The sequence below is a fragment of the Lactiplantibacillus nangangensis genome (genome assembly GCF_005405065.1).
In the GTDB taxonomy this organism is placed as follows: domain Bacteria; phylum Bacillota; class Bacilli; order Lactobacillales; family Lactobacillaceae; genus Lactiplantibacillus; species Lactiplantibacillus nangangensis.
This window is the reverse complement of record NZ_BJDI01000015.1, coordinates 54,235-80,823: the sequence shown is the minus strand read 5'-3', so window position 1 is coordinate 80,823 and position 26,589 is coordinate 54,235. Positions and strand designations below refer to the sequence as shown.

General features: G+C 46.7%; 17 protein-coding genes. 5 read left to right on the top strand and 12 right to left on the bottom strand.

All coding sequences use genetic code 11. From position 1 onward, the window contains the following. Nucleotides 1-176 precede the first annotated feature (176 nt). Nucleotides 177-1,553, bottom strand: a complete 1,377-nt coding sequence (pdxR, locus tag FFM70_RS11740; protein WP_137617048.1) for a MocR-like pyridoxine biosynthesis transcription factor PdxR — start codon at nucleotides 1,551-1,553, stop codon at nucleotides 177-179. 97 nt (nucleotides 1,554-1,650) lie between these two features. On the opposite strand from pdxR, the gene FFM70_RS11735 reads away from it, so the two are divergent. Together FFM70_RS11735 and dapA are read left to right on the top strand one after the other, a co-directional pair. Next, the gene (locus tag FFM70_RS11735; protein ID WP_137617047.1) at nucleotides 1,651-2,817 is read left to right on the top strand and encodes an aminotransferase class I/II-fold pyridoxal phosphate-dependent enzyme; all 1,167 of its coding nucleotides are present in this window, start codon (nucleotides 1,651-1,653) and stop codon (nucleotides 2,815-2,817) included. A 16-nt stretch (nucleotides 2,818-2,833) separates the two neighbouring features. Continuing rightward, a complete protein-coding gene (dapA, locus tag FFM70_RS11730; RefSeq protein WP_137617046.1) occupies nucleotides 2,834-3,703 on the top strand; it encodes a 4-hydroxy-tetrahydrodipicolinate synthase in 870 nt (289 codons plus the stop codon). Between the two features lie 256 nt (nucleotides 3,704-3,959). Here the strand turns inward: dapA and FFM70_RS11725 are convergent, their stop codons facing one another. Further along, nucleotides 3,960-4,598 (bottom strand): SDR family oxidoreductase, encoded by a 639-nt coding sequence (locus FFM70_RS11725; RefSeq protein WP_137617045.1) that lies wholly within the window; start codon nucleotides 4,596-4,598, stop codon nucleotides 3,960-3,962. A gap of 152 nt (nucleotides 4,599-4,750) precedes the next feature. Here FFM70_RS11725 and FFM70_RS11720 point away from each other — a divergent pair, with 152 nt between their 5' ends. Next, nucleotides 4,751-5,272, top strand: a complete 522-nt coding sequence (locus FFM70_RS11720) for a GNAT family N-acetyltransferase (protein ID WP_137617044.1) — start codon at nucleotides 4,751-4,753, stop codon at nucleotides 5,270-5,272. A gap of 457 nt (nucleotides 5,273-5,729) precedes the next feature. On the opposite strand, the gene addA is transcribed toward FFM70_RS11720, so the two are convergent. The 10 genes from addA to pyrR form a co-directional block, all read right to left on the bottom strand. Next, nucleotides 5,730-9,488 carry a helicase-exonuclease AddAB subunit AddA gene (gene addA / locus FFM70_RS11715; protein ID WP_379855527.1) on the bottom strand — a complete coding sequence of 1,253 codons (3,759 nt, stop codon included), beginning with the start codon at nucleotides 9,486-9,488 and terminating at the stop codon, nucleotides 5,730-5,732. Next, nucleotides 9,481-13,077, bottom strand: coding sequence for a PD-(D/E)XK nuclease family protein (locus tag FFM70_RS11710; protein WP_137617043.1), 3,597 nt, complete (start codon nucleotides 13,075-13,077; stop codon nucleotides 9,481-9,483). Before FFM70_RS11710 ends, addA begins: the two co-directional genes overlap by 8 nt. 164 nt (nucleotides 13,078-13,241) lie before the next feature. Next, a complete protein-coding gene (gene pyrE, locus FFM70_RS11705; RefSeq protein ID WP_137617042.1) occupies nucleotides 13,242-13,880 on the bottom strand; it encodes an orotate phosphoribosyltransferase in 639 nt (212 codons plus the stop codon). Beyond that, nucleotides 13,873-14,595, bottom strand: coding sequence for an orotidine-5'-phosphate decarboxylase (pyrF, locus tag FFM70_RS11700; RefSeq protein WP_137617041.1), 723 nt, complete (start codon nucleotides 14,593-14,595; stop codon nucleotides 13,873-13,875). Before pyrF ends, pyrE begins: the two co-directional genes overlap by 8 nt. Continuing rightward, a complete protein-coding gene (locus tag FFM70_RS11695) occupies nucleotides 14,592-15,509 on the bottom strand; it encodes a dihydroorotate dehydrogenase (protein WP_137617040.1) in 918 nt (305 codons plus the stop codon). The genes pyrF and FFM70_RS11695 overlap by 4 nt, the downstream gene beginning before the upstream one ends. A 19-nt stretch (nucleotides 15,510-15,528) precedes the next feature. Next, nucleotides 15,529-18,705, bottom strand: coding sequence for a carbamoyl-phosphate synthase large subunit (gene carB / locus FFM70_RS11690; RefSeq protein ID WP_137617039.1), 3,177 nt, complete (start codon nucleotides 18,703-18,705; stop codon nucleotides 15,529-15,531). Next, entirely contained in the window at nucleotides 18,698-19,792 is a 1,095-nt protein-coding gene (locus FFM70_RS11685; protein ID WP_137617038.1) for a carbamoyl phosphate synthase small subunit, read from the bottom strand. The genes carB and FFM70_RS11685 overlap by 8 nt, the downstream gene beginning before the upstream one ends. Continuing rightward, nucleotides 19,789-21,081, bottom strand: coding sequence for a dihydroorotase (locus tag FFM70_RS11680; protein ID WP_137617037.1), 1,293 nt, complete (start codon nucleotides 21,079-21,081; stop codon nucleotides 19,789-19,791). The genes FFM70_RS11685 and FFM70_RS11680 overlap by 4 nt, the downstream gene beginning before the upstream one ends. Then, nucleotides 21,065-22,021: an aspartate carbamoyltransferase catalytic subunit gene (locus FFM70_RS11675; protein WP_137617036.1), complete on the bottom strand. Its 957-nt coding sequence runs from the start codon at nucleotides 22,019-22,021 to the stop codon at nucleotides 21,065-21,067. Before FFM70_RS11675 ends, FFM70_RS11680 begins: the two co-directional genes overlap by 17 nt. Nucleotides 22,022-22,170: 149 nt before the next feature. Next, the gene (gene pyrR / locus FFM70_RS11670) at nucleotides 22,171-22,710 is read right to left on the bottom strand and encodes a bifunctional pyr operon transcriptional regulator/uracil phosphoribosyltransferase PyrR (protein ID WP_137617035.1); all 540 of its coding nucleotides are present in this window, start codon (nucleotides 22,708-22,710) and stop codon (nucleotides 22,171-22,173) included. Between the two features lie 531 nt (nucleotides 22,711-23,241). Here pyrR and FFM70_RS11665 point away from each other — a divergent pair. Together FFM70_RS11665 and FFM70_RS11660 are read left to right on the top strand one after the other, a co-directional pair. Next, nucleotides 23,242-24,231, top strand: coding sequence for a S41 family peptidase (locus tag FFM70_RS11665; protein ID WP_171002368.1), 990 nt, complete (start codon nucleotides 23,242-23,244; stop codon nucleotides 24,229-24,231). A 676-nt stretch (nucleotides 24,232-24,907) separates the two neighbouring features. After that, a complete protein-coding gene (locus FFM70_RS11660) occupies nucleotides 24,908-26,497 on the top strand; it encodes a PucR family transcriptional regulator (protein ID WP_137617033.1) in 1,590 nt (529 codons plus the stop codon). Nucleotides 26,498-26,589 lie beyond the last annotated feature (92 nt).

Genomic DNA, 26,589 nt, shown 5'->3' with positions numbered 1-26,589 from the left:
ATACCGCAGTGAAGCCGCTTAAGCAACACTCGCAAAATTATATTATTTCATCTGTCAACTTGACAGGGACTAGTACATACTGTTTTTTCGCAGTAATGACCGACCTTTTTGCGTTTAACTATGGTGCTGGTTCCCGTCTCCAATCGCCACTAATAACATGCGGTCGTGGGACCGGTTCAAGCTGAAGCTAGCCGTTCACAGGTCATGATCAACTTAGGTAACGCCTGCTTTAGTTCAACCAAACTTAACGCCGTAAACCCAAGCAAATAGTAATCGTGGGTTGGCATGTGCTCCCAATTTGAGTCCAATGGATAAATACGAATCGACCGTGCTTCCAATGCTGCCATTAAAGTTGCCTGTTCAACTTGCGGTACTCGGATAACTAAATGTAGCCCGGCGCCCGTTAAAATCGGCTGTACCGCTGACGTTTGACTAAAGCTGTGCGCCAGCAACTGATACTTCTGCCGATTCAAAGCCCGACTACGGCTAAGATGTCGGTAATAAGCGCCACTCTCAAAGTAATTGACCATCGCCTGCTGCACCAAGCCAGCGACCATGGCCGAACGATATTGGTAACGCTGATGATACTTGGTCAATAAGTGTTGCGGCAACACCACATACCCCATCCGTGAAGTCGGGTCAATCCCCTTGGCAAACGTGCCTAAATAAGCCACTTGGTCAGCCGTCGCTAATGACTGCAACGCTGGCAGCGGATGGGCGTCGTAGCGGTATTCACTGTCATAATCATCCTCGACAATTAGACCCTGTTCGGTCGCTGCCCATTGCAATAAATCCAACCGCTGGGCGATTGGTAAGCCGTAGCCCAGCGGAAATTGATGGGCTGGAGTCACATAAACCAGCTGGGGACGTAACCGTTTAAGTGTCGTCAGATCGATCCCTTTTTCCGTCACAGGGATGCAGACTGTTTGTTGATCATACCCCGCCGCCAAGTCAGTCAGCCCACGATAACCTGGATTCTCGATGCCCACAGTTCCGGCTGGCAATAAACTGAGCAACAATTCTAAACCTGACTTGGGGCCATTCGTAATCACAATTTGGTCGGCCCGACATTGCACGCCACGGGTTTGGCGTAAATAGGTCACCAACTGTTGGCGTAACGTTAATAAACCCTGCGCATCTGGATAGAGCGCGGCCGGTTGTTCCTCAGTCTGACGTAAGGCCGCTCGAACCGCCTTTTTCCAGCCATTCCAACTGGGCGTTAAAACTTCTGTCAGCCCATAACGAAAATCATATTTTACCGGCGTTGCGGGGATACTTGGCGTCACAGGTGGCAACGTGGGTTGACGGGCGGCGGGCCAATGTTGCAAATCATTAAAATAATAACCACTCCCCGGAATGGTATAAACATAGCCTTCCGCAATCAATTGATCATAAGCCTGCTCAACGGTCGTTTTCGAAACATGCATATTTTGCGCTTGCTTGCGAATCGACCATAATTTTTGTTGCGCTGATTTTTGGGGCTCATAACTGTCACGTAAAAGCTGATACAACTGCAAATAGAGCGGTGTGGCCGCCTTTCGATCAAGAGGCATCACAAACTGTCCTTTCATTTTTGACAAAACTGTCACTTTTAATCAAGTCAATTGTTGCCTATTATAAACATTAATCATGATGAGAGGAAGTTTTAACATGACTGATACCAATGAGATTATTAAAAAAATTCAAGTTTCCGGTATTCGACGCTTTGACGAAGCCATCAGCGATATCCCGGATATTATTAAACTAACTGTAGGCGAACCAGATTTGCCGACCCCCGAACACATCAAAAAAGCTGGTATTCAAGCCATTCAGCACGATTTCAGTCATTATTCCCCTTTAATGGGTTTTCAAAAATTACAAGTCGCCGCCAGTCGCTATTTTAATCAAAAATATGGTCTGACTTACGCGCCTAGCGAGATCATCGCCACGGTTGGTGCTACCGAAGCCGTCGCGACCGCGTTGCTCACTATCCTCAATCCCGGTGACGGCGTCTTGTTGCCCACGCCGAGTTATACGAGCTATGCACCGGTCGTCGCCATGGCGCACGCTAACTTAGTGCCCATCGATACAACGCAAAGTGGGTACAAGCTCACCCCAGCCAAGTTAGCGGCCACGATTCAAGCACACACGGGACAACACTTAAAAGCCATTATTTTAAATTATCCGACAAACCCTACCGGCGTCACTTATTCCAAAGCAGAACTAATGGCATTGGTTACGGTGATTCGCCAAGCTGGGCTAATCGTCATCAGTGATGAGATTTATAGTGAAATCACCTACGATCAACCGCATACTGCGATGGGCACCCTTTACCCCGAAAAGACAATTACGATCAACGGCCTTTCCAAGTCTCACGCGATGACCGGCTGGCGGATAGGCTTAATTATGGCACCACAAGCCTTAGTTGATGAGATGAAGAAAACCCATCAATATTTAGTCACGTCGACAAGCTCAATCAGCCAAGTCGCTGGCATTGAAGCCCTGACAAATGGCCTTGATGATGGTCCCAAAATGCGGGCCATTTATAAACAACGACGCGATTATTTAGTCGCTCGTCTGAGTGAAATTGGCATTAATTATGTTTATCCGAGCGGTGCGTTCTATTTATTTGCCCAAGTTCCCGCTAACTTTCAAGGGACTAGTTGGGACTTCGCCACGCAACTTGCGCAACAAGCCCAAGTCGCCGTCATTCCCGGATCAGCATTTGGTACCACTGGTGAAGGCTGGTTTCGCATCAGTTATGCCGCGAGTCAGTCAGCCCTGCGCGACAGCATGAATCGCTTAGCGACTTGGCTCACAGACTTTGAATCACACTAATTTGGAGGATTTTAAGATGAAATTTACTGACGCAACTATTATGACTGCCATGGTCACCCCATTTGACGATCAGGGGCAAGTTGATTACGACCGTTTGGCATGCTTAATCGACTATTTAATCGCTCACCACACCGAAGGCCTCTTGGTTGGCGGCACGACAGGTGAAGGGCCAACTTTGACCGATGATGAAAAACTCACCTTATTCCAGGAGACTGCCAAATTTGTCGATGGCCGCGTGCCAATTATGGCCAATACCGGCACAAATAATACCGCCGGCACGATTGCCTTTACGCGGCGTGTCAGTCAGATTGTTGGCATCGATGCGGCCCTCGTTGTCGTGCCACCATACAACAAACCCGATCAAGCTGGGATGCTCGCCCACTTCACGGCCATCGCCGAAAAAGGTGGTTTACCAATCATGATCTATAATATTCCGGGTCGGGTCGTCGTTAAAATGAACGTGGACACGGTCTTGACCCTTGCCAAGAATCCTAATATTATTGGCATCAAGCAGTGCACCTCTTTAGAAGAGTTGGCTGCAATCATTGAACAAGCCCCAGCCGATTTCAACGTGTATACCGGTGAAGACACCCAGGCATTAACGGCAAAAGTATTAGGGGCTAACGGTGTCATTTCGGTGGCTAGTCACATTTTTGGCGACGAGCTTGCCGAGATGTATGCTAAATTAGCCCACGGTGACTGGCAAATGGCTGGTCAGCTCCAACGACAATTAATGCCAAAGATGGCCGCGCTATTTAGTTCACCATCACCAGCGCCCGTCAAAGCAGCATTGAACCAACGGAAAATTTTAGTTGGGCAGCCCCGCTTACCAATCCTGCCATTGACCGCTGATCAACAAGCTCAGCTCGCAGCGCAATTAGCTTAAGGCTAAAAAGTAGACCTACCACAGATCAAGACGTTATACTCAGAGTACTAATTAATTGAAAGTGGTGACGCACAATGTGTGGTGGTTGGACTTTTGGTCACGGCATGCCTTTCATGTGGTTTGGTGGCACATTTTGGCTACTAATCCTAATCATTGGGATTGCCGTTGGTGCTTGGCTATTCAGTAATCGAAATCATAGCAATTAAAAAAATGGTTCGCAGACTCTGTCAAAATGAAGTCTGTGAACCATTTTTAGTTAGGCTTTAACAGCGTCAGCAATCGCTGTTTCACCATTGATCAAGGCAATTGTCTTACCAATCGTTTGATCAGCACTTAAAGTTTTGACGGCAAACGTTGCCACATCATCACGCGTGATTTCTCCACCGACTCCAGGGTTGACGGTTACTTTACCCGTGCCCGCATCATTGACTAACGTGCCTGGTTGAAGGATCGTGTAAGCCAACTGGGTCCGATTTTTGAGCCAATCATCCGCATAAAACTTTGCCACGTAGTAAGGCTTCAGTGAATTTGGCCACTTGGCACGGTCGGCCGTAAATTCAGCACTCACGATGACATAGCGTTTGACGTGCGCTAATTCGGCCGCCTGCATAGATTTGACTGCCCCATCGAGGTCGATCATTAAAGTCATATCATAACCGGTTTGACCGCCTGAACCAGCGGCAAACACGATTGCGTCCATTTCTTTAAAAGCTTCCGCTAATTCGGCTGGTTGTTCTAACAAGTTAAAGCTAACTGGTTGGGCACCAGCATCTTCAAAGGCTTCCGCCTGTTCCGGATGGCGAATCCCAGCATAAACTTGATCACCTTGTGCCACCAACTTAGAAACGATTTTCTTACCAATTTGACCATGAGCTCCAATTACAAATACTTTCATCTGTGTCACTTCCCAGCTTTATAATAAGTCTTATTATAAAGCTAATGATAATCGAATTAATACTAATCTGCTTTTCAATTTGTCAGCTAGTCACAACAGTTCTATAATAATTAGCATTAATTTGTTTAATTTTAAGAGAGAAGGATTTATGAATGACTAACTATGTCCGCCAAGCCACCGACGCTGATCTACCCGCAATGATGGCAATTATTGAACAAGGCCGCCAAGCACTGGCTGCCGACCAGATTCCCCAATGGCAAGACGGATATCCCCTTGATCGTGATATCCAAGCCGATATCAATGCGCAACGTGCTTGGTTACTGATCGTTAATGGTGACATTGCTGGCACGGCTGCCTTACTAACGACTCCTGACCCTAATTATCAAAAAATTTATCAAGGCAGCTGGGCTGGTGACGCCGACGCCACTTACACGTCAATTCATCGAATCGCCATTGCCAGTGGCTATCACGGGCAACACTTGGCTGATTTCTATTTCAGCAACTTGATGACGCTAAGTTACGCTGCCGGTTTCCGCCAGATTCGCGTCGACACGCATGCCTTGAATCAACGGATGCAACATATCATTACCAAAGCCGGCTTTAATTATCGGGGCATCGTCTACATGGCTAACGATGCGACTGATCAACGAAATGCCTATCAAGTGATGCTTTAGCTTTAAGACGTGAGGCAACTACTGCCGCTTCGACCGTCGACTAATTAACACGGCCGCAATCGTCAGAAATAACAGATACGGGATTAAACCAGTCCACGGGGGTAACTGTAATCGCAATTGAATTGCTAAAATTAGGATGGCCCACCCGTTTATGCCATAGACGTGTCGCCTCACAAAGCTCACTGTCACATTATCTGGATGGGCTCGGCTAAATCTAGACAGACAAATAACCAACAATATGTAGCTAAACGTTTGGATGAAAAATAGTCCCTGCATTTTTGGCTTTCTCCTGTCAGTTGTCGTTTTAGACGCACGCTTCATAGGCTAAATTTAACATTAGGTTACCCATTTGAGTATTAAGTTAGTGTAAATAATCAGTTAATTTTCAGAATTTCTCAAAAAATAGCGATGTCGCTGGACTCATGAGTTCAACGACATCGCTATTTTAGGTGACAAATCAGTGTTTACTTGGCACGCTGATTAATTGTTGTTGCGTTAAGGAATACAAATACTGCTCCACAATTGGCTGTTCGTACATCGACCCCAACGCTGCGGCATATAATTTGATTTGACCCGCATAACGTTTCAACAGGGCTTGGGTCCCTTTCACATGATCCGTCTTGTAGTCAAACAAAATGATGCCTGCGTCAGTTTCCAAATAACCGTCAATAATCCCATGAATCAAGATTTTATTGGAATCAGTCTGATCAAAATCATCAAATAAACGCCAAGTTGGCATCAATAGCGAAAATGGCACTTCGCGATGCACACGGCTGGGGTCTGCCAAGATCTGTTGCCCCAAGTCACTCGCATAAAATCCGACTACCGACGCAACGTCAATTAACTGTGCCACAGCTTCAGTCAAAACTTGTTTCATCACCAATGATCCGATCGTCGTCTTGACGACTTCAACTGTCACCGGTGCGTTGAGTGGTAATTGTTCCAAAACTAAATGCGTCGCACTCCCAACCTCTGCCCGCGTTGGCGCTTGGGCCGTTTGGAGAAATTGTGGCGTCGCTAACTCATCCGTCACATAACGACTGCTAGGCCGTGCTTGTTGCACACTGACCGATGGATTAGCTTGCATTAAAGGCGTATCGGGATCTTCGAAAATTCGCTTCACTTCAGAGACCGATTGATAAGCTGTCGTCGCGGTCGCCATTTGGTCTGGATACTTAAAATTCAGCATATCCTGAATTTTTTTCTGTGTAAGCTGATCAACGTCTACAGCCAAATCACCTTCCACCAAATCAACCGCACTCGGTTGCGTGCTCTCCGCTGACGCCGATTGTGGCACAGTCTTACCAACAGAATCAGGATCGCCTAGCTCAATTGAAATGTGCGTTTGATCAGCGGTAAAATCAAAAGTTGGTTGCTCACCATCCCAATAAGCTCTCAAATCTGGATGGCGAATCAACGTCATTCCTAACCAATCTAAATCACTCTTAGCCGTCACCCGCGCTTGGGCTGCCAAGACCAATTGCGGATCAGCTAGGACTCGTCGCCATTTTTCCGTAGCGGCTTCAATCGACTCAACCGTCCCAACTAAATACAACTGTTGTTCTGCCCGGGTAATTGCCACGTAAAGTTTCCGCATTTCTTCTGCCCGCAACTTTTGACTGACAACTTGCTGCGTCAATAAACGTGGTAAGGTCGGATATTTGACCCGCGTTTTCGGCTCGAGGTACGTGATCCCAATACCGGCTTCACGATCTAACAACGCTGACTGCCGCGTGTCGCTCTGATTAAACTGTTTATCCAGATCCATGATAAAGACGACCGGATATTCGAGTCCTTTGCTGCCATGAATCGTCATCACACTGACTGCTTCAGTTTCAGTCTCGGCCACCGCCGACGCCAAATCTTGATCCTTTTCCTGCATTCGTTTGATAAATCGTACAAATTGGAACAATCCTTTAAAACTGCCTTCTTCATAGGCGTGTGCCCGTTCATATAAGGCATTCAAATTGGCTTGTCGTTGCTTACCAGCCGGCATCCCACCGACATAGTCCAAGAACCCCGTGCGTTCATAGATACGCCAGATCAACGTGACTAACTGGTTACGACGTGCGAGATCCCGAAACTCTGTTAATTGCGTCATGAAACGATCTACTTTCGCGTAGACTTGGTCCCCATAAGCTTCGTGTGCACGGCCTGGATACGCTGCATAAAAATCCTGTAAAGCTTGAAAATAGTCGCTGGTCTTATTTTGAATTCGTAAATAGACTAACTGATTTTCGTCCAAACCCACGATTGGTGAGCGTAACACCGCTACTAATGGAATATCTTGATACGGATTATCGATCACACTCAATAGCGCCATCATGATCCTAATTTCAGTCGTTTGAAAATAATTCTGGGCATCATTGACCACGATTGGGATTTGTAATCGTTTGAAAATATCAATAATCGTTAAGTTATGATTCCGAGTCGGGACCAATAACGCTGCGTCGCTGTATCGAAATGGGCGATAAGTCTTCGTCTGACGATCATAGATTGGGCGATCCATAGCCTTCAACGCCAAAATTTTCTGGGCGACCATCGTGATACTACCTTCAGACGGATCATCAATGGCAAAATTGGGATCATCTTCATCTGTGGCAGTTTCAGTGTCCTTTTCGCCAGACTGATACAGCAATAAACTGGTCGTCTGTGGCATATCAGCCGGGTAATCTTTCGGACCATACTTCAATTTAGCTGCGTCATCGTACTCGATTTGACCAACTGGGGCATCCATCAGTTGACTAAAAATCAAATTCGTCAGGTTATCGACATTTTCAACTGAACGAAAGTTTTCAGCGAGGACAATGCGATCCCCGTGAGCTGGATTTTCGCCATAATCACGATATTTATGCAAGAACAACAACGGATCTGCTAAACGGAATTGATAGATCGATTGTTTAACATCGCCAACCATAAACATATTCCCTGGTTCTTTACGGGCCAACAATTGTAAAATTGTTTCTTGTAGACTATTAATATCTTGATATTCATCGACCATTACTTCGTCAAACTGAGCCCGCAATTGCGCTAAAGCGCCCTGACCACTGTCGTCGGTACTCGTTAAAATTTGTAACGTTAAGTGCTCCAAATCACTAAAGTCCAGCACATGCCGGCGCCGTTTTTCCGCTGCGAATGCATCCTTGAATTTCAACGTTGCTTGTACGAGTTCTGTCACTAACGCCGCCGAACCATGCATCACAGCCAGTACTTGTTGTTCATCCGCAGCAAAGTAGCTCTCACTGAGTTGTTTAAGCTGATCTTTGACCGCTTGCACTTGCTGTCCGACATTGGCCGCCGCCGTTGTCCGTAGTAAGTCATCCTTATACGTTTTCTTCATACGGCCAAACTTAATTGCCGCGACTTGGCCACGTAGCTCATTCCAGGTCGCAGTCGGCAATTGTGTTGCTAACTTTTCTAAGTCCTGTTGAGCAGCCGTCAACGCCTTAATCGTCTTATCTTCCAGTTCACCATCTTGCGCCAATTGGCAAGCTTGCGTCACATTGGCCTGCATCAGCTGGCAAGTTTGCTGTAATAATGGCAACAGTTGTTTTTGATAAAATGCGGATTCGGTAACCGTTGGCGTCTCAATGACATACGCTTCGGGCAACGCTTTTAACCAAGCGACTGGATCTGGCGTCGATTGCGCAAAGTCAAAGAGTCGCATGATCAGCGCACTCAAGCCATCATCGCTACGGTCATTCGAGAAATTAGCCGTCAACCGTGCAAATAACTGACCGTCCTCCCCGTAGAGTTGTTCGCGCACATCACCCCAGACTTGGTCACGAATCAGTAGTCCTTCCGTATTATCTGTTAGCAATCGGAACACTGGATCGAGGTCGATCACGTAGTAGTAGCGTTGGATCAGCCGCAAACAAAAAGCGTCCAGAGTGCTGATATTAGCGACCCCTAACAAATTCAATTGTTGCCGCAAGCGCTGGACTGCTGGTGAAGTCGTTGCCGCGTCAGGCGCTTGATTCAGCAGCGTCGAGATTTTAGCATTCAGCTGATTCTCCAATTTTTGTTTCATGTGCTTCGCTGCTAAATTGGTAAAAGTCACCACTAACAGTTGATCAACATTCGTCCCAGCTGCTAGCTTACGCATAATGCGTTCAATCAAGACCGTCGTCTTTCCAGAGCCAGCTGACGCTGAAACGAGTAAATTATTATTTTGTTGTTCAATAGCCGCTTGTTGGCTGGCTGTAAACTTAGTCATTTTGACCACCTCCGCTCGCAATTCGTTCTAACACTTCACTCGGAGTGAGTGGTTGTAAATCATGATAATTATTTTCTGGCAACATGGCATCAAATTGCATAATTGCCAAATACGGTGAATATTGAAGTGCCGTCGTCTTATCATTTAACCGCATCGGATTTAAGTCCAATGACCCGGCAAAAATGGCAGCCGCCGCTTCAATAATCAATTGTTGATTATGATCAATCAATTGTGATAGTTGCTTTTCAGTCACCAATGACGGTGTCCGCGTATTGGCATGGTTATAGTCGCCTGAAGCTTTGCGCCGGAACGGATAAATTTTTGAGACCCCGGTTTGTTTCTGCAAATCAGTGTCTAACTTTGCTAGCAGTTCTGGGTCATCCAACAAAATGCCCTTATACTTATTGGCTTTTAGCATAGCGGCCTCAAACCCAGTTTTCACGTCACTCGGCTTAAGCGTTGGATTTTGAATATGCATATAGAGTGCGCCAGCCAGTTTCACTTTAGCTTGCGGATCTGCCACAATGTCGTGTTCATTACGTAGCACCGCATCCAAATAGGTCAACATTTGCATGGCAATCCCATAGTAAGCTTCCTGAAAGTCAAAGCGATGAACAGACGACTTATAATCGACAATCCCTAAATAGCGCTGATCAGCCACTTGAATCTGATCCAAGCGGTCAATCTTTCCACGAACATGGACACTATGTTGGTCATCCACTTTAAAATCGAGGGCCTTCAATCCGTGCTCCTTGCCGACATTTCCGAATAATAATTCAGTTTGAGTCGGTTTAGCAGCCGAACGCAAACTCTGGTTACGAATCGCATAGGCAATCTGACTCACCGTATTGATCAACTGTTGCCGCAAATAAGCCATCCGATTAGAACTCGATAAAATCATGAACTGTGGCTGTGCCAATACATCAGTCGTAATTCGGCCTAAATAGTGATCCAACTGCCCGTCACTTAAACTCGCCAAATCCACCTTGTCAGCGCGAACAGCTTTAACTAAGCCATCGAGGACCGCATGGAAAAATTCACCCGTGCTAGCCGCCGACAATTCGAACACATCCCGTTCACGCAACTTCAAGCCATACTTCAAAAAGTAGGCATAGCGATTACGATAAAATTCTTCAAGTTTGGAAATTGAGGTATAAATTTGATTTCCGTATAACGCTTTGACCGACTCGGGCTTTAATGCAACCGGCACATTGCGATAGCTTAACCCCGCCAGTAACTGTTGGGCGAGTGGCCCAAATTCCGGATCACGCGTCAATTGCTGCCGGAGCCAGACCCAAACTGGCGCTGGCCGTAATAGGGCTCCCACCCGATTACGATCGGTATTAGCCGTCAATACATCTCGATAGACTTGAATGACATGGGTCATGGTTCGACGCTTCGTCCCAACAAACGGCCTGATCTCTGTCACGGTTGGTTCTGGTGACCCCAAATAGACCGCCATTGGGAGTCGAAAATGTTGTTGGATTTGTTTCACATAATTTGACAAACCTAAATCAGTTTCCTGATCATCTTTTAAAGGGGCACTGAAAAATAGCTGGTCAGTGCCGGTCATGAAGGCTAAATAGTTTAGACAACGTTCGTCCCCTAACTGAATGACGGCCGAATCACTTAAATAATGATCCCCATCTAATGCCTCAATGTTGGGCTGTAACGTCGCCTTATCAACATCACTCAACAAATCGTTGGTCATGATCCGGTCTGGCATCACCAGATCAGTCGCACCAATCATGAAAACAACTCGCCGTTGCTGGCTCTGGACCATCCCACTTTCAGAAATCAAAACTTGGTCAAGTGTCGATGGAATTTGAGAATAGTTGGCCCCCTCAAACCCGGCTTGCAACAATGCCAAAAAGTCTGTTAAGTCAAACGGTTCTGTCCCTAATAACGTCACGAACTCATCGAGCATGTTGCAGAAAGCCTGCCAAGTTTGTTCTGGTTCGGCGGCCGCCGCAACGTCCTGATGGTCTAACGCTTGATCGCGCCAAGCCATTAATTGTTGGTCGACCCTATGTTTCGTTAAGAAATCAAATAATACTGTCGCCGCCGTTCGACCATCACTTGCCGCGGCCATCTTTTTGAAGAATGGTGGAAAAATCTTGGCGACAAAATGATGAATCAAGTTAATTTGTTGCGAAATAGCTGCATTTTCATCCGTCTCCACGCCAGCATCGCCAGCAGTAAACTGGAAATACTGCCAATCGGTCTGTTCCAACCAGCGCTGGCCCGCATAACCACTCTTCAAAATGAAGTTTTCCGTTAAATCCACGGCTTGCCGATAAGCTTGGCGTGACATTGGCTGCCCATCAACGACAGGAATTAAGAGTTCTGTTTTTAACACCCGCATGACATCGCGATACTGATAGTGTTTCTCGTCCAAATCAAATAGTGCGCTAATCAATTCAACTAACGGATGGTCTGCCATTGACCGTTGCAAATCGACAAAATACGGCACTTCTTGGGTTTGCAAAATTGGTGCCAGCATCGTTTGATAGCTCGTCAAATGCCGCGTCATCACTAAAAAGTCCCGGTAATGATACTCGCCGGTCGCCACTAACTGTCGAATTTTCCGGGCTACTTGGGCTAATTCCGTTTGGCGGCTATCCGTTCGAAAAAGGCTAATCGCGTTGTTTTCAGGTTCCTGGCCACTACCATGTTGCGGGTGGCCACGCCAATAATCATCGAGTGCCTGTAACCCTTCGCTCACGCGTGGCTTGTTGACCCGAGCATTGATATCGATGCCGATGTGCACGTGGCGCACTTGTGCATATTGATATAACCGGTAATACAATCGCCCTGTTTGATAAAACAGACTGCCATTTTCTGGTAACTGCTGCGTCACTGCTTTGTCTAACATTAAACTGATGGTCACCTGAGCCCCATGCTCCAACATGGTCGTAATCAAAGCCTGCTGTTGCCCTGGTAATTGGGCAAAACCTGCCAATTCGATATAAAAGTGCAGTTTGCTCAAATCTCGATGTTGTAAATAAGTGTTTAATTCTGCCAAAACGTCCGCGGGCTTCAAATACTTACCAACTGTGGCTGTGACAAAGTCCGCATACACAATTGACAAATCGTGTAATTTAGCTTGCAGATCCCCAGCTGGTGCTTGCGTGGCCAACTGCGCAACATCTTCTGGGGTCAAATTAGCCGTCTGTAGCTCATTGATTTCTTTTGCGAGCTGTGTGATAAACCCCGTTTGCGAAACTTCGCCACCAAATAACCGTAATTCTGTGGTATGGGCTCGCAAAATCCGGTAGAGCAACATATCGATGCCGGCCGCTGATAACCGTGGCACTTGATATTCGGCTTCATTTTTCATTAAATACCAAGCCAACCGCGTAAATGAAAAGACTTGAACTTGGCTCTGTGCGTAAAATTGTCGATTCTGACCAGCCATTTGTGACAGTTGGTTGAGCACATCAACTTCGGTATCAAACTTAATATGGTTCGGTACCAGATAAAAAAACTGGTCATCCGACTGCGCCGTTTTCAGCGCATCAATGAGTTGTTGCACCATCATTTTGCGATGATCATATTGCGCTGCACCGAGCACGAATTGTAAACTCAAGATAGTTTCCTCCTTCAATCTGAACAAACGTTCTATGTAATTATGTCTCATTATCGCATATTTAAGAACCCAAAAACAGCGACGTTATTTAGAATTTTTCCCATCTTTTATCACCCAAACAAAAAAAGATTCGACATCGGTGGTCGAACCTTTCTTTCAAGTGATTAATGGTCTTGTCCCCAAGCGGCAGGATCTTGTCGCCAAGCATGTAAGGACGCTAACTCTGCATCCGTAATCTGATCAGCTTGTCGTGCCACTTCTATCAATGCCGTGTAATTCGTCAAACTGAACAGAGGTAATTGGGCAGCGGCAAAGTTCGTCGTCGCGGCTTCAAGTTGATAGCTAAAAATCGACCCAACTGCTTGAATGTCGCCACCTTCAGCTTGAACGGCTTTGGCAGCTTGCAAGACACTGCCACCGGTTGAAATTAAGTCGTCTAACATAACCACTTTTTCACCAGGGGTTAAGACGCCTTCAATCTGACGTCCCGCCCCGTGATCCTTTGGTTTCGAACGCACATAAATCAGAGGTAAGTTCAAAATTTGAGCCACCCATGCTGCGTGCGGAATTCCCGCAGTCGCCACACCGGCAATCACTGCCGTCTCTGGGTACTGCTCACGAATAACGGCCGCAATCCCTTCTGCAATATGGGTCCGAACTGCTGGATAAGAAATCGTTAACCGATTATCCGTGTAAATTGGACTATGCATCCCACTGGCCCAAGTAAATGGGTCATTTGGGCGTAACGTGACGGCTTGAATCCTTAATAAATCTGAGGCAATCGTTGCTGCAATTTTAGTCATTAGCTGTACTCCATTCTGTCACAATCTGTTGATAAGCTTTTACAGGGTCACTGGCTTGCGTAATTGGTCGACCGACCACTAAACCGTTGCTGCCGGCTTCAGCAGCGGCGGTTGGTGTCATCACGCGTTGTTGGTCATCGGCGGCCGCAGTTGCGGGCCGAATACCAGGCGTGATGCCAATAAAGTCTGGCCCCACTGCCACATGAATCGCTGTGATCTCTTGCGCAGAACAAATCACACCGTCACAGCCACTCGCTTGCGCCAACTCAGCATAGTGAACTACACTAGCCTGCACGGTCCCGGCAATCTGTTGATCATCGTTAAGCATCGCTTGATTCGTCGAGGTTAACTGCGTAATGGCTAACAGTTTGGGTGCTGATAACCCTTCTTCGGCCGCACCGGCAACCAGTCCCCGTTTAGCAGCGGCCAACATGACATGCCCGCCTGCCGCATGGACCGTCGTATAACGGACGCCTAGGCGACCAATGACGCGCATCGCTGATTCCACCGTATTTGGAATGTCATGCAATTTCAAATCGAGAAAGACGGCATGACCACGGGCACTGATGTCACGCACGATTTGGGGACCTGCGGCATAAAATAATTCCATCCCAATTTTAACCGTCAAGTTCGCAGTTGCCGGAAACTGGTCTAAAAACGCTAACGCTTTGTCAGCGGTCGGAAAATCTAAGGCAATAATTACTGGTCGACTCATCCTTGGACCTCCGCAATCAAGTCACTCAAACTCGTCATGCCGTACTTATCCATTGCGGCTGGTAAGCCGGCAATGATATCCGTACAAGCAGTCGGGTGCCCATAAGTGGCCGCCCCAACTTGAACGGCATTGGCTCCAGCAAGGTAGAATTCCAAAACATCTTCAGGCGTAAAGACCCCACCGACCCCAACAATTGGCAATTTCGTTTGTTGACGCACTTCATGGATCATCCGCACGGCCATTGGGTGCAAGGCCTTGCCAGATAAGCCACCGGTCCCGTGAGCCAAAATTGGTTGGCGCGTTTTCAAATCGATACCCATTCCAGTCAAAGTATTGATCATCGTTAAGCCCGCTGCCCCACCAGCTTCGGCGGCGGCGGCAATTGGGACAATATCCGTAACATTAGGGGTTAACTTCATAAACACGGGCTTATCAACCACTGCGACGATTGCTTGTGTCAAATCTTTGACGACAACTGGATCCGTTCCAAAGGCCAAACCACCGTGATCCACATTCGGACACGAAATATTAATTTCTAACAGTTTCACATTTGGCGCCGTTGTCATCTTTTTAGCGACGGCAACGTATTCGTCAAAGATACTGCCAGCAACACTGCCGACAATTGGTAATTCCGGGTAATGTTCAGCTAACCAAGGTAACTTTTCAGCTAACACGTTATCGATGCCTGGATTCTTCAAGCCAATCGCATTCAACCAACCGGCCGTCGTTGGGGCGGTCGTTGGTCGTGGATTACCCACACGTGGTTCGGCGGTGGTCGACTTGATTACCAAACCACCAAGTGCGCCTAAATCGAGTTGTTGCGCCATACTTTGACCATAAGCGGCGGTCCCGCTGGCGGGCATCACCGGATTCTTTAACGTGACCCCGGCTAAATTCACTGCTAATCGTTCCATGTCGATCCCCTTTTCGTGTTTATAAAGCTTGTGTGACAAATGATTGTGATTCTAAGACTTGTAAGATGGCCGCAACTGTATCGAGTGCCGTAAACAATGGCACCCCATGTGCAATCGAGGTATTTCGAATCAAAGCACCATCATCAGCGGCTTGTTCTTCATCCGAAACCGTGTTGATGACCACTTGGATTTGACCAGCTTCCATTTGCGACAATAAGTCGTTTTCGCCAGTCGCAATCTTATCAACCACCCGAACTGGTAATTGATGATTGGTCAAATAACTCGCTGTCCCACTTGTGGCGACCAATTGATACCCTAATGCGTGGAACCGTTGTGCAAGCTTCAAGGCTTCTGGTTTGTCATCGTCACGAACCGTCAACAAGACATTGCCATGATTTGGCACATGCAACTTAGCGGCTTCAAAGGCTTTATACAAGGCCTTCGCCATCGTCGTGTCACTGCCCATCACTTCACCAGTCGACTTCATTTCTGGTCCAAGCAAACTATCTACGCGGTTCAATTTCGAGAAGGAGAAGACCGGCGCTTTCACGTGGACTAAATGGCCGGTTGGCGCTAAGCCATCTTCATACCCTTGACTAGCCAACGTTTGACCTAAGATGACGCGCGTCGCCACTTGGGCCATCGGAATGCCGGTCACTTTGCTCAAGAACGGCACCGTCCGACTTGCCCGTGGATTGACTTCGATCACATAAACTTGTTCCTCATGAATGACAAATTGAATATTCATCATCCCGATACAATTTAAGCTGATCGCCAATTGTTCCGTATAGGTTACGATTTGTTGTTGAACCGCGGCTGACAACGATTGAGGTGGATAGACCGCCATCGAGTCACCAGAATGGACTCCGGCGCGTTCGATATGTTCCATGATTCCTGGAATCAAGACGGTCTTGCCGTCACAGATGGCATCCACTTCACACTCTTTACCGACCAAATAACTGTCGATCAAAACAGGATGGTCATGTGAAACTTTGACCGCATTGTGCATGTAATAGTCAAGGTCAGCCGGTTTCTTAACGATTTCCATCGCCCGACCACCTAAGACATAACTCGGCCGGACTAAGACTGGATAACCAATCTTGTCAGCAATCGTCATGGCCGTTGCTTCATCACTCGCCGTATCGCCAGCGGGTTGTGGAATCTTCAAGGACTTGATGACCTTATCGAATTCATCGCGATCTTCGGCCCGGTTCACATCCGTCACCGTGGTTCCAAGAATCTTCACGCCGTGCGCTTCGAGTGGTGCGGCTAAATTGATCGCCGTTTGCCCACCAAATTGCACAATAACGCCCGTTGGTTGTTCCAAATCGATAACGTTCATCACATCTTCAATCGTCAACGGTTCAAAATACAGCTTGTCAGAAATCGAGAAGTCGGTCGAAACCGTTTCGGGATTACTATTCATAATAATGGCTTCATAGCCGGCCTTTTGAATCGCTTTGACCGAATGCACAGTGGCATAGTCAAATTCGACCCCTTGTCCAATCCGAATTGGTCCGGAACCTAGCACTAGCACGGACGGTTTCTTCGTGACCAAACTTTCATTTTCAGTCTCATAAGTCCCGTAATAATATGGCGTCGTCGAGGCAAATTCGCCGGCACAAGTATCAACCATTTTATAAACGGGAACTAATTGATGGTCTTTGCGGAACCGGCGCACTTGATCGATTGTCTCATGCCAGATTTCAGCGACCGTTTGATCCGCAAATCCGTTACGTTTCGCGGTAGTCAACGTGTCTAAGTCATCAATGTGTTCAGCTAAAGCCCGTTCAAGTTCGATAATGTGCAACAATTTATCCAAGAAGAAGACGTTGATCTTCGTAATTTCCGCAATTTCTTCAATCGTGTAACCACGACGAATCGCTTCTGCCAGATAGAACAACCGGTCATCTTGCGCATGAATCATTTTATCGCTCAAGGTATCGTCATCCACTTGCGCTAAGGCTGGTTCATCAATATGCGTCACACCAATTTCGAGCGACCGCACCGCCTTTAAAGTGGCTTCTTCAATATTACGACCAATCGCCATGACTTCACCGGTCGCCTTCATTTGCGTGCCTAAACGGCGATCAGCATGAGTGAACTTATCAAATGGCCAGCGCGGAATCTTGCAGACCACGTAGTCCAAAGCTGGTTCAAATTCCGCGTAAGTCGTTCCCGTGACCGGATTCTTGATCTCATCCAAATGGAGTCCAACCGCAATCTTAGCGGCCATCTTGGCGATTGGATAGCCAGTCGCTTTGGAGGCCAAGGCTGAAGACCGGCTGACCCGTGGATTCACTTCAATAATGTAATACTTGAAACTGTTTGGATCTAAGGCCAACTGAACGTTACAGCCCCCTTCGATCTTCAAGGCGCGGATAATTTTTAGTGACGCGTCCCGTAACATCTGGACTTCGCGGTCAGCCAATGTTTGCACTGGCGCGTACACGATCGAATCCCCAGTATGAATGCCAACTGGGTCGAAGTTTTCCATGTTGCAGACGACCATCGCGTTGTCCGCGGCGTCACGCATCACTTCAAATTCAATTTCTTTGTAACCGGCAATGCTTTGTTCGATCAACACTTGGGTCACCGGTGACAGTGAGAGCCCATTTTCAGCGATGGTCCGGAGTTCGGCTTCAGTTTCAGCAATCCCACCACCGGTCCCGCCCATAGTGAAGGCTGGCCGGACAATGACTGGATAACCGGTCTTGGTGGCAAAGTCGACCGCTTCATCAACGGTATAGGCAATACCTGAGGCGGGAACGGGTTCATTCAGTTTTTCCATTAACTCTTTAAATTGTTCCCGGTCTTCCGCTTGGTCAATGGCACTCAATTTTGTCCCGAGTAACTCAATCTTGAGTTCTGTCAAGATGCCCGACTTGGATAATTCCATCGCCATGTTGAGCCCTTGTTGCCCACCCAACGTTGGTAAAATGGCATCCGGATGCTCTTTGCGCAAAATTTGTGAGACAAATTCTAACGTGATCGGTTCCAAGTAGACTTGGTCGGCAATTTCTTTGTCGGTCATAATCGTGGCTGGATTGGAATTCACCAAGACAACTTCGTAGCCGAGTTCTTTCAAGGCTAAACAAGCTTGAGTCCCAGAATAGTCGAATTCAGCGGCTTGACCAATGATGATTGGCCCAGAACCAATCACCATAATCTTATGGATATCTGTGCGTTTAGGCATTGAAATTGCTTCCTTTCCGGGCCGCTTGGTGGGCCGCCATTAAATCAATAAATTCATCAAAAATATGATCTGCATCGTGTGGACCCGGCGCAGCATCCGGATGATACTGAACGGAGAACGCTGGATAGTTACGATGACGGACACCTTCAACCGTGCCGTCATTAATTTCTTCATGGGTAATCATTAAATCGGTTTTAGCCAGCGAGTCGCGGTCGACTGCGTAACCATGGTTTTGTGAAGTGAAGTCAATCCGCCCCGTCGCAATTTCGCGCACCGGATGGTTGAAGCCCCGATGGCCAAACTTCATCTTGAATGTGTCCGCGCCATTTGCTAAACAAAAGAGCTGATGGCCTAAACAAATTCCGAATAACGGTACTTGTTTTTCGACTTCACGGATCATCGCTTGAGCCCCCGGCACATCTTTCGGGTCGCCAGGGCCATTCGTTAACATCACCCCATCTGGATTGAGTTCTAGAATTTCACCAGCTGTCGTGTTATATGGCAACACCGTTAAGTTGCAGTGGCGTTTGGCTAATTCACGCAGGATCGAGTGTTTCAGCCCAAAGTCAACGACCACGACATTCGGACCAGTCGCTGGATTCGGATACGCATTATTGGTCGAACTTTCGGCAACCACCGCCGAATTCAAAACCGTGGCCTTTAATTGTGGTACCGTCTCATGGGTCAGTTCATCCACGATAGTCGCTTTCATCGCGCCCTTTTCACGGATATGTTTCGTGACCGCCCGGGTATCAATATCGGCAATTCCGGGAATATCATTTAATCTTAAGTAGTCATCTAAAGACATTTCGCTGCGCCAATTGCTAGCGCGACGGGCCAATTCATGGACCACCACCCCTTTACAGCTTGGCTTGATCGATTCGTGATCGTCACGATTGATGCCATAATTCCCAATCAAGGGATAAGTAAACATGAGGATTTCGCCGTTATAAGATTGATCGGTGATTGACTCTTGATAGCCGCTCATGCCGGTGTTAAAGACGAGTTCGCCGACAGTACCGGTGGTGGCGCCAAAGCCAGTTCCCGGATAGACGGTGCCGTCCGCTAAGACTAAATATCGTTTCATGCTTGCTGGTCCTTTCCATAAACCACTTGGCCATCCACTAACGTCATCAAAACGTTACCGTAAACGTGCCAGCCAATAAACGGTGAGTTGTGGCCTTTCGAAACCATCTCGTCGGCCTTAATTTCGTATTCATGTGCTAAATCGATAATGGCTAAATCCGCGGGTTGGCCTGGCGCCAATCGCCCAGCGTGTGTTAAGCCGAAGAGTTGCGCTGGCTTCGTACTCATCAAATCAACCAGTTGACCTAACGTGAGCAACTTAGTTTTAACCAGTGCCGTGTAAAGCGTGGCAAAAGCCGTTTCTAACCCAGTAATGCCAAACGCCGCAGTCTTCATCGAGCCTTGCTTTTGGGCATCCGTATGGGGTGCATGATCGGTCGCAATCATATCGATCGTGCCATCCAGCAAGCCCGCAATCAACGCCGCGCGGTCTTTCGGCGAGCGCAATGGTGGATTCATCTTCAACATTGGATTATCCATCGTAATGTCTGCATCCGTCAGGAGTAAATGGTGCGGTGACACTTCGCAAGTCACGTTGATGCCGGCCCGCTTAGCATCGCGAATCACGCGGACACTTTCCGCCGTCGAAACGTGGCAAACATGGTAATGAACACCACTCGCTTCAGCCAGTAGCACGTCACGGGCAATTTGCGACGATTCGGAAATTCCCATGATACCGGGTAACCCAAGCTTGTCAGCGACGGGACCAGCGTTCATGACGCCACCCATTGTCAGCGAATCATCTTCGACATGCGCTGCCAACGTGAGTCCGGCCTCGGCTGCGCCACACATCGCTTGATACATCGTGCCCGCCGTTTGCACACCTGAGCCATCGTTGCTGACAGCAAAGGCCCCAGCTTTTTTCACGCCATCGAAGTCAACGAGTTCATCACCCGTGCGGTCCGTCGTGATGCTGGCATATTGTTCAACGTGCACATGTGCTTTGGTCTGATTTTCAGCGACCATCAAGGCAATTTTGGCTGGGGTATCTGGTACGGGGTCAACATTTGGCATGGCGCCAATTGTCGTAAAACCACCGTGCGCCGCCGCCATCGTCCCAGTTTCAATGGTTTCCTTTTCCGTCAGTCCAGGGTCACGTAAATGCACGTGCACATCGACCAAACCGGGAGTGACAAAGCGGTCCGCGGCACAAATCACATGGTCAGCGGGCCCATATTGTTGGTTCAAGTCGTGCCCAATCGCTTTGATCAACCCGTTTTCAATTAAAATGTCTTGGGTCGTTAGTTGTTCAGCTTCTAAAATTTTGGCGTTCTTAATCAAAGTTGCCATTTGCTGCGTCCTCCAATGTTTTAGCGTCTAGTAATCCGCGTTGAACTAAAATGTGTGACACCATGGCCATCCGCATGTACATCCCATTTGTCATTTGTTGAAAAATTCGTGATTGTGGCGATTCGACTAAATCACTGGCAATCTCGACCCCGCGATTAACCGGTGCGGGATGCATAATGATCGCTTGCGCGGGTAATTTTGCGGCCCGAGCAAGCGTCAGCCCATAACGTTGATGATAAGTGGTGGCATCAAAAGCTTCATTATTTGTTTGCGTCAGCCGTTCATGTTGAACCCGTAAAAGCATCATGACATCCACTTGACTGACGAGGTCATCAATTGGCAGATACTCGCCATATTGACCGAAATCATCATTGAACCAAGTCGCGGGACCGCTGAAATAGACCTTGGCACCGAGCTGATTGAGCAGTACCATGTTCGACCGCGCAACCCGTGAATGTTGAAGATCACCAACAATCGCAACCTTGAGCCCGTCAAAGTGACCGAATTCTTCGCAGATCGTCAACATATCTAGTAGCGACTGTGACGGATGTTGCCCACTGCCATCGCCCGCATTAATCAAGCTCATTGGTAAGTCGGCATCTAGCAACGGTTGATAGTACGCATCTTGTGGATGTCGAACGACTGCGAGGTCAACGCCAATCGCTTGAATCGTCCGTAAGGTGTCCAGTAAGCTTTCACCCTTCGTCACCGAACTCGTCTTCGGGTCAAACGGAATCACTTGCATGCCCAAGCGACGTTCCGCCATTTCAAAGCTGGTATGGGTTCGCGTACTGTTTTCGAAAAATAGATTCATTGCAAACGCCGGTCGTTTCAAGTTGACCGTCAAGCCGTGTTTGAAAGCCTGCGCTAACTTAATAAAGTGTAAGACATCCGCATTTGAAAATTGATCCACACTCACAATATAATTTGTTGCTTGCATCGTTTCGCGTCTCCTTAGGTTTTAAAAAAAGTCTAACCACCGTGCAAAAAATGTTTGCAAAGAGGCTAGACTCCGATTAAGTGACCACGCATGGTCAAACCGTTCTGTTCCTCTCTGGAAACAATTAAATGGTTAATTATTCAAATTTATCATTCTAATTTTTCAATGGCGATGCCATCATGGCCGTCATGTTCTTCTAACGCCACACTAACTTGTTCATCCAATGCGGTTGGAATGTTTTTCCCAATGAAATCTGGCCGAATTGGTAATTCGCGATGACCGCGATCAACTAAGACAGCTAATGAAATTTTGGCGGGACGGCCTTGGTCCATTAAGGCATCCAAAGCGGCCCGGACAGTGCGTCCAGTAAAGAGCACATCGTCAACTAAAATAATGTGTTTACCATTAATATCAACGGGAATCTCGGCACCTTGAAGCTCAGCCTGACCTTGCACATCGATCGCATGATGATCATCTCGATACAACGTAATATCTAACGAACCAACCGGCACGTCAACGCCTTCTAACTGCTTCAAGCGTTGCGCCAAACGTTGGGCCAAATAAATCCCCCGGGTCTTGATCCCGATAAAGACTAAGTTCCCGACCCCTTTGTTTTGCTCGATAATTTCATACGTGATCCGCGTGAGTGCGCGGCGCATCGTCATTGCATCAACGACTTCTCGTGCCATGTTAGTCAGCTCCATTTCTGTTTGATGTTCACCAAGAGGATGCAAAAAGAGTCCCCCGTTTTTTCCTGCGAAAAAGCTGGGAGACTCCTAGTTACCGTTCCCCTTATTAGCCTCACAGGACTAATTTAAAGGTGCTGTTTAATTGAAATAAGTGTAACCAAATGCAGCCTGACTGTCAAGGATAAATCCATCAAGGCAATTATCGGCTGTAATTGCCTTAAAACATGAATATCCCAACAATTAACATAATTACAAATGCACTTGCTGGAATTAAAATAAATAATTGCAGAATCATTGTCAGTAAATTATCATCATCATGCATTTTATCCCCTCCAAAATTAAGACCGACCTTTTTATTAAATTATACCCGTTCATAGCCACCAGTAATATATTTAATTTTCTAATATTAAGCGTCTATAAACTGACCTATCTTCTATTAGTTTAATTTGCTAAACTAAAGTTAACTAATCACCCAAATCTGCAGCATTAGCTTTTTTGTAAGCGGTTGCTAAAAAGAAGATGACCGGTATCATGAAAAATACACCTAATTCCACTAAAATCTGTCGACTAGTAATACTCTGCTTAGCCACGACATTATTAGTCAGTGGTTGTGCCCAAAAGACTAAATCTGAAAAAACTTATAGTTATCAAGAAGCCATTGCCTATATGTCCAAAAACGGCATCATCCAAGACAAACAGAAATGGCAAACCGTTTTGTCAAACACTGATCACGGCAGAAAAATTCATAATATCAAAGAATTGGATAACAGTGTCTATGCAGGTAATAAGCACTCATCAGCGCTACCGTCTTTCAAATCATATAACCATGTAACTTATCCAACGGCCACCCAGTATGGTCAACTAACGGTAATTAACGTGCCAACTTTTTACTCAACTGATGCCAAAGCCACAAAACGGTACAGTCAACGACTGGCCCATCAAATTAGCGTTCACGCTCATGATCGAACCCTGATCCTTAATTTTGCAAACAATCGTGGCGGTGATGCGAGTGCCATGATTGCCGGTGTCAGCGCATTGCTCCCCAACGGAACTTTATATACAGAAGTCTCAAAAACTGGTACCAAATATAACTTTATTAAAACTGATAAAACCATTACTGACTCACGCTATCATGCAACAACCAAATTGCCGACAGTCAGTCACCCAGCTGCTTCAAAAATCTATCTGATAACCAACTTTCAAACTGTGAGTGCCGCCGAATTTACCGTAATGGCCTTAAAGCAGAATCCAAAAACGACCATTATCGGCTATCCGACTGGCGGTTACACGACTACCAACCGAACCATCAAACTGAAGCATCAAGCTGAAGTTGCTAACATTACCGACGGAACCATTATCAGTCCAACGGCGCTGCATGGTCAAAAACACTTTAATAATGATTCCATCAAACCAGATATTGCCAGTTTGTATGAACCAATTCCGTCATTTACTCAAAAGATTAAAAACAACCAACGCCTTGACCCAGAATTCGTCGAGGAACTCCAACACCTCGTTCAGTAACTGATAAGTCACTCCAAATGGCAATCACCGCTTAAACCGGAACATTCGGTAACAGTGAGTGCCATTTTTGATTGCAACATTAATTTTCTTTCAATCAAACCTTATTCAGTATTCAAAGTGAGACCTGGTCGGAGGTTGTCACTGATGACATCGGTCGTGAAGGTTGCGTTAGGTTGGCGGCTTTTGCGCCTCAACGCCACGCCATGCTAGCCTTGCTAACATAGCATGCCAATTCTGACTGATGCCGCTAAATCTAAATAATTGACTAATTATTCGAAGCAGTTGATTAGCTGTAGGTTGTTGTTGATGGCATCGGCCGTGTGGGTGGCGTTTGACCGGCGCCTTTCCGGTCTTACACCACGGACCGGCCGGGAGATTTGCGGTTTGTGCAAAGCTTTCGGGCGAGGATTAAGACGCTTCTCAGGCTTAACCCGGTCCCTCGGCCGCATGCTATCAACAACAACCGGAAGCGACAATTATCACCTATCTTTCATAACCTGATTAGGGATCATAGTGGGGATAGATTAGCAGTTTTCAACTTTCATTCTTTAGTTAATAAGTAATTCAGCTCCCTGATTAATACTGTTTTAACCTTTTTCTCATTTAATTATAGTCAAACTGCCAAATTATCGGTATACTACTTGTGAAGGATAACTAATTTTAAGGGGGATGTGCCATGCGTTTACAGACATTATTAAATACGCCATCAATGCGTCAGATGCGGGTAATCGCGGGTGAACGCGGTCTTGATCGGGAAATTAATAATATTGGGATGATTGAATCACCAGATATCGCGGATTATTTGAAAGCCCACCAATTTCTGATCACCAATGGCTACCCTTTTATTAATACCACGACGGACCCAACCGCTCTCATCACTGCCATGCAAGAGGCCAATTGTGCCGGGCTTGGAGTCAAGGATCAACGCTATTTAGACCACATGCCGAAAGCCGTTTTAGAGCTGGCAAATGAACTCAACTTTCCTATTATTGTGACACCAGCTGACGAACTGATTTCCGAAACCATGCGCAAAATGTTGACGATCATTTTAAAGTCGCAGACTGATGAATTAAGTCGCATTGTGCAGGTTAACCAAACGCTCGCTGATTTCTTATTAAAGGACCCCTCGCATGCGACCGTGCTTAATAAATGTAGCGAACTCATCAACCATCCATTGTTTTTGATGGATAGCCATTTTCGCGTGGTCAGCGCCTCACAGAATTTGCCAATGACACGTGATAGCCTCACGGACTACTTGCGTAACCAAACTAAAATCGATTATTTCAATCTACATACACGCCTGAATTTAACGACCCATGGCGAAGCGCTCACGATTATTCCACTATTTTCGGCTTATAAGGAAAATAAAGCCTTTGTCGGCGTACTCAATCTTGATGCCGGCAACTCGACCGATCAGATGCTGACTCAAGTCGTCATCAATACCTTAAGTTTCGTGAACAGCCGGGTCGATATGCTCAACGAATCAGCCTTTCGCAACCAGAGTGGGTTCTACCTCAACGTGATGGATGGCGGGATTTCCAACGAACTCGTCAACAAGACCCTCAAAGCGCGACAGATCGAACCGAGCACGAAATTTCACTGCGCCGCAATTTTAGTGACCAATAATCATCAAACCTTACTCAGTAACCATTTGCTGGAACAAGTCCAACAGTTGACACTGTGGTTTATTAAGGAATATCAGACACCCGTCATTGCGTTTTCACTGAAGCAGCAGCTCGTACTTCTCATCAATGACAAACAAAATGCCCAACACTTTTTAAAAGCTTTAGTCGATTTCATTCAGCCCAAGCTCGATAAACAAGCACGGCTAATTGCGGGTTACAGCTACTCAACGTTACCTTTAACTGAACTCGCGACAATTTACAATGAAGCTGCCGAAGCCTTAGCCCTAAGTCAGAACAGCCCCCATGCGGTCACGATTTATCGGCCAAAGTACGTCAAAGAACTGATCTCATTGATTCCTGAAAATGAAGCCAAGTCTTTCGTCGAACGTGTTTTAGGTGGCCTAGTTGGTGGCGTTAGCGCCAACGAACAATTAAACTTACTAAATACGCTCTATGGTTACTTTTACTATCATCAAAATATCGCCGAAGTGGCTGGTCATTTGTCAATCCACCGTAATACCGTCATTTATCGACTGAAAAAAATCGAGAAGATGTTGACCTTAAATTTGGACGATCCTGAACAGACCCAAACACTCGAGATGGCCGTGCTACTTTGGCATAATCAACTCAAACAAAAGTGAACGTTTACATTTTTGTTTTTTAAGATTATCACGATTTTCCGAACATTAATTTGTTCGATTCTGATTGTCTTCGGTTTTCATCTATGTTAAGA

Excerpts from the sequence above, each read along its gene's own strand:
- pdxR (WP_137617048.1), bottom strand. The coding sequence starts at position 1,553 with ATGCCTCTTGATCGAAAGGCGGCCACACCGCTCTATTTGCAGTTGTAT.
- FFM70_RS11735 (WP_137617047.1), top strand. The coding sequence starts at position 1,651 with ATGACTGATACCAATGAGATTATTAAAAAAATTCAAGTTTCCGGTATT.
- dapA (WP_137617046.1), top strand. The coding sequence starts at position 2,834 with ATGAAATTTACTGACGCAACTATTATGACTGCCATGGTCACCCCATTT.
- FFM70_RS11725 (WP_137617045.1), bottom strand. The coding sequence starts at position 4,598 with ATGAAAGTATTTGTAATTGGAGCTCATGGTCAAATTGGTAAGAAAATC.
- FFM70_RS11720 (WP_137617044.1), top strand. The coding sequence starts at position 4,751 with ATGACTAACTATGTCCGCCAAGCCACCGACGCTGATCTACCCGCAATG.
- addA (WP_379855527.1), bottom strand. The coding sequence starts at position 9,488 with ATGACTAAGTTTACAGCCAGCCAACAAGCGGCTATTGAACAACAAAAT.
- pyrE (WP_137617042.1), bottom strand. The coding sequence starts at position 13,880 with ATGACTAAAATTGCAGCAACGATTGCCTCAGATTTATTAAGGATTCAA.
- pyrF (WP_137617041.1), bottom strand. The coding sequence starts at position 14,595 with ATGAGTCGACCAGTAATTATTGCCTTAGATTTTCCGACCGCTGACAAA.
- FFM70_RS11695 (WP_137617040.1), bottom strand. The coding sequence starts at position 15,509 with ATGGAACGATTAGCAGTGAATTTAGCCGGGGTCACGTTAAAGAATCCG.
- carB (WP_137617039.1), bottom strand. The coding sequence starts at position 18,705 with ATGCCTAAACGCACAGATATCCATAAGATTATGGTGATTGGTTCTGGG.
- FFM70_RS11685 (WP_137617038.1), bottom strand. The coding sequence starts at position 19,792 with ATGAAACGATATTTAGTCTTAGCGGACGGCACCGTCTATCCGGGAACT.
- FFM70_RS11680 (WP_137617037.1), bottom strand. The coding sequence starts at position 21,081 with ATGGCAACTTTGATTAAGAACGCCAAAATTTTAGAAGCTGAACAACTA.
- FFM70_RS11675 (WP_137617036.1), bottom strand. The coding sequence starts at position 22,021 with ATGCAAGCAACAAATTATATTGTGAGTGTGGATCAATTTTCAAATGCG.
- pyrR (WP_137617035.1), bottom strand. The coding sequence starts at position 22,710 with ATGGCACGAGAAGTCGTTGATGCAATGACGATGCGCCGCGCACTCACG.
- FFM70_RS11665 (WP_171002368.1), top strand. The coding sequence starts at position 23,242 with ATGAAAAATACACCTAATTCCACTAAAATCTGTCGACTAGTAATACTC.
- FFM70_RS11660 (WP_137617033.1), top strand. The coding sequence starts at position 24,908 with ATGCGTTTACAGACATTATTAAATACGCCATCAATGCGTCAGATGCGG.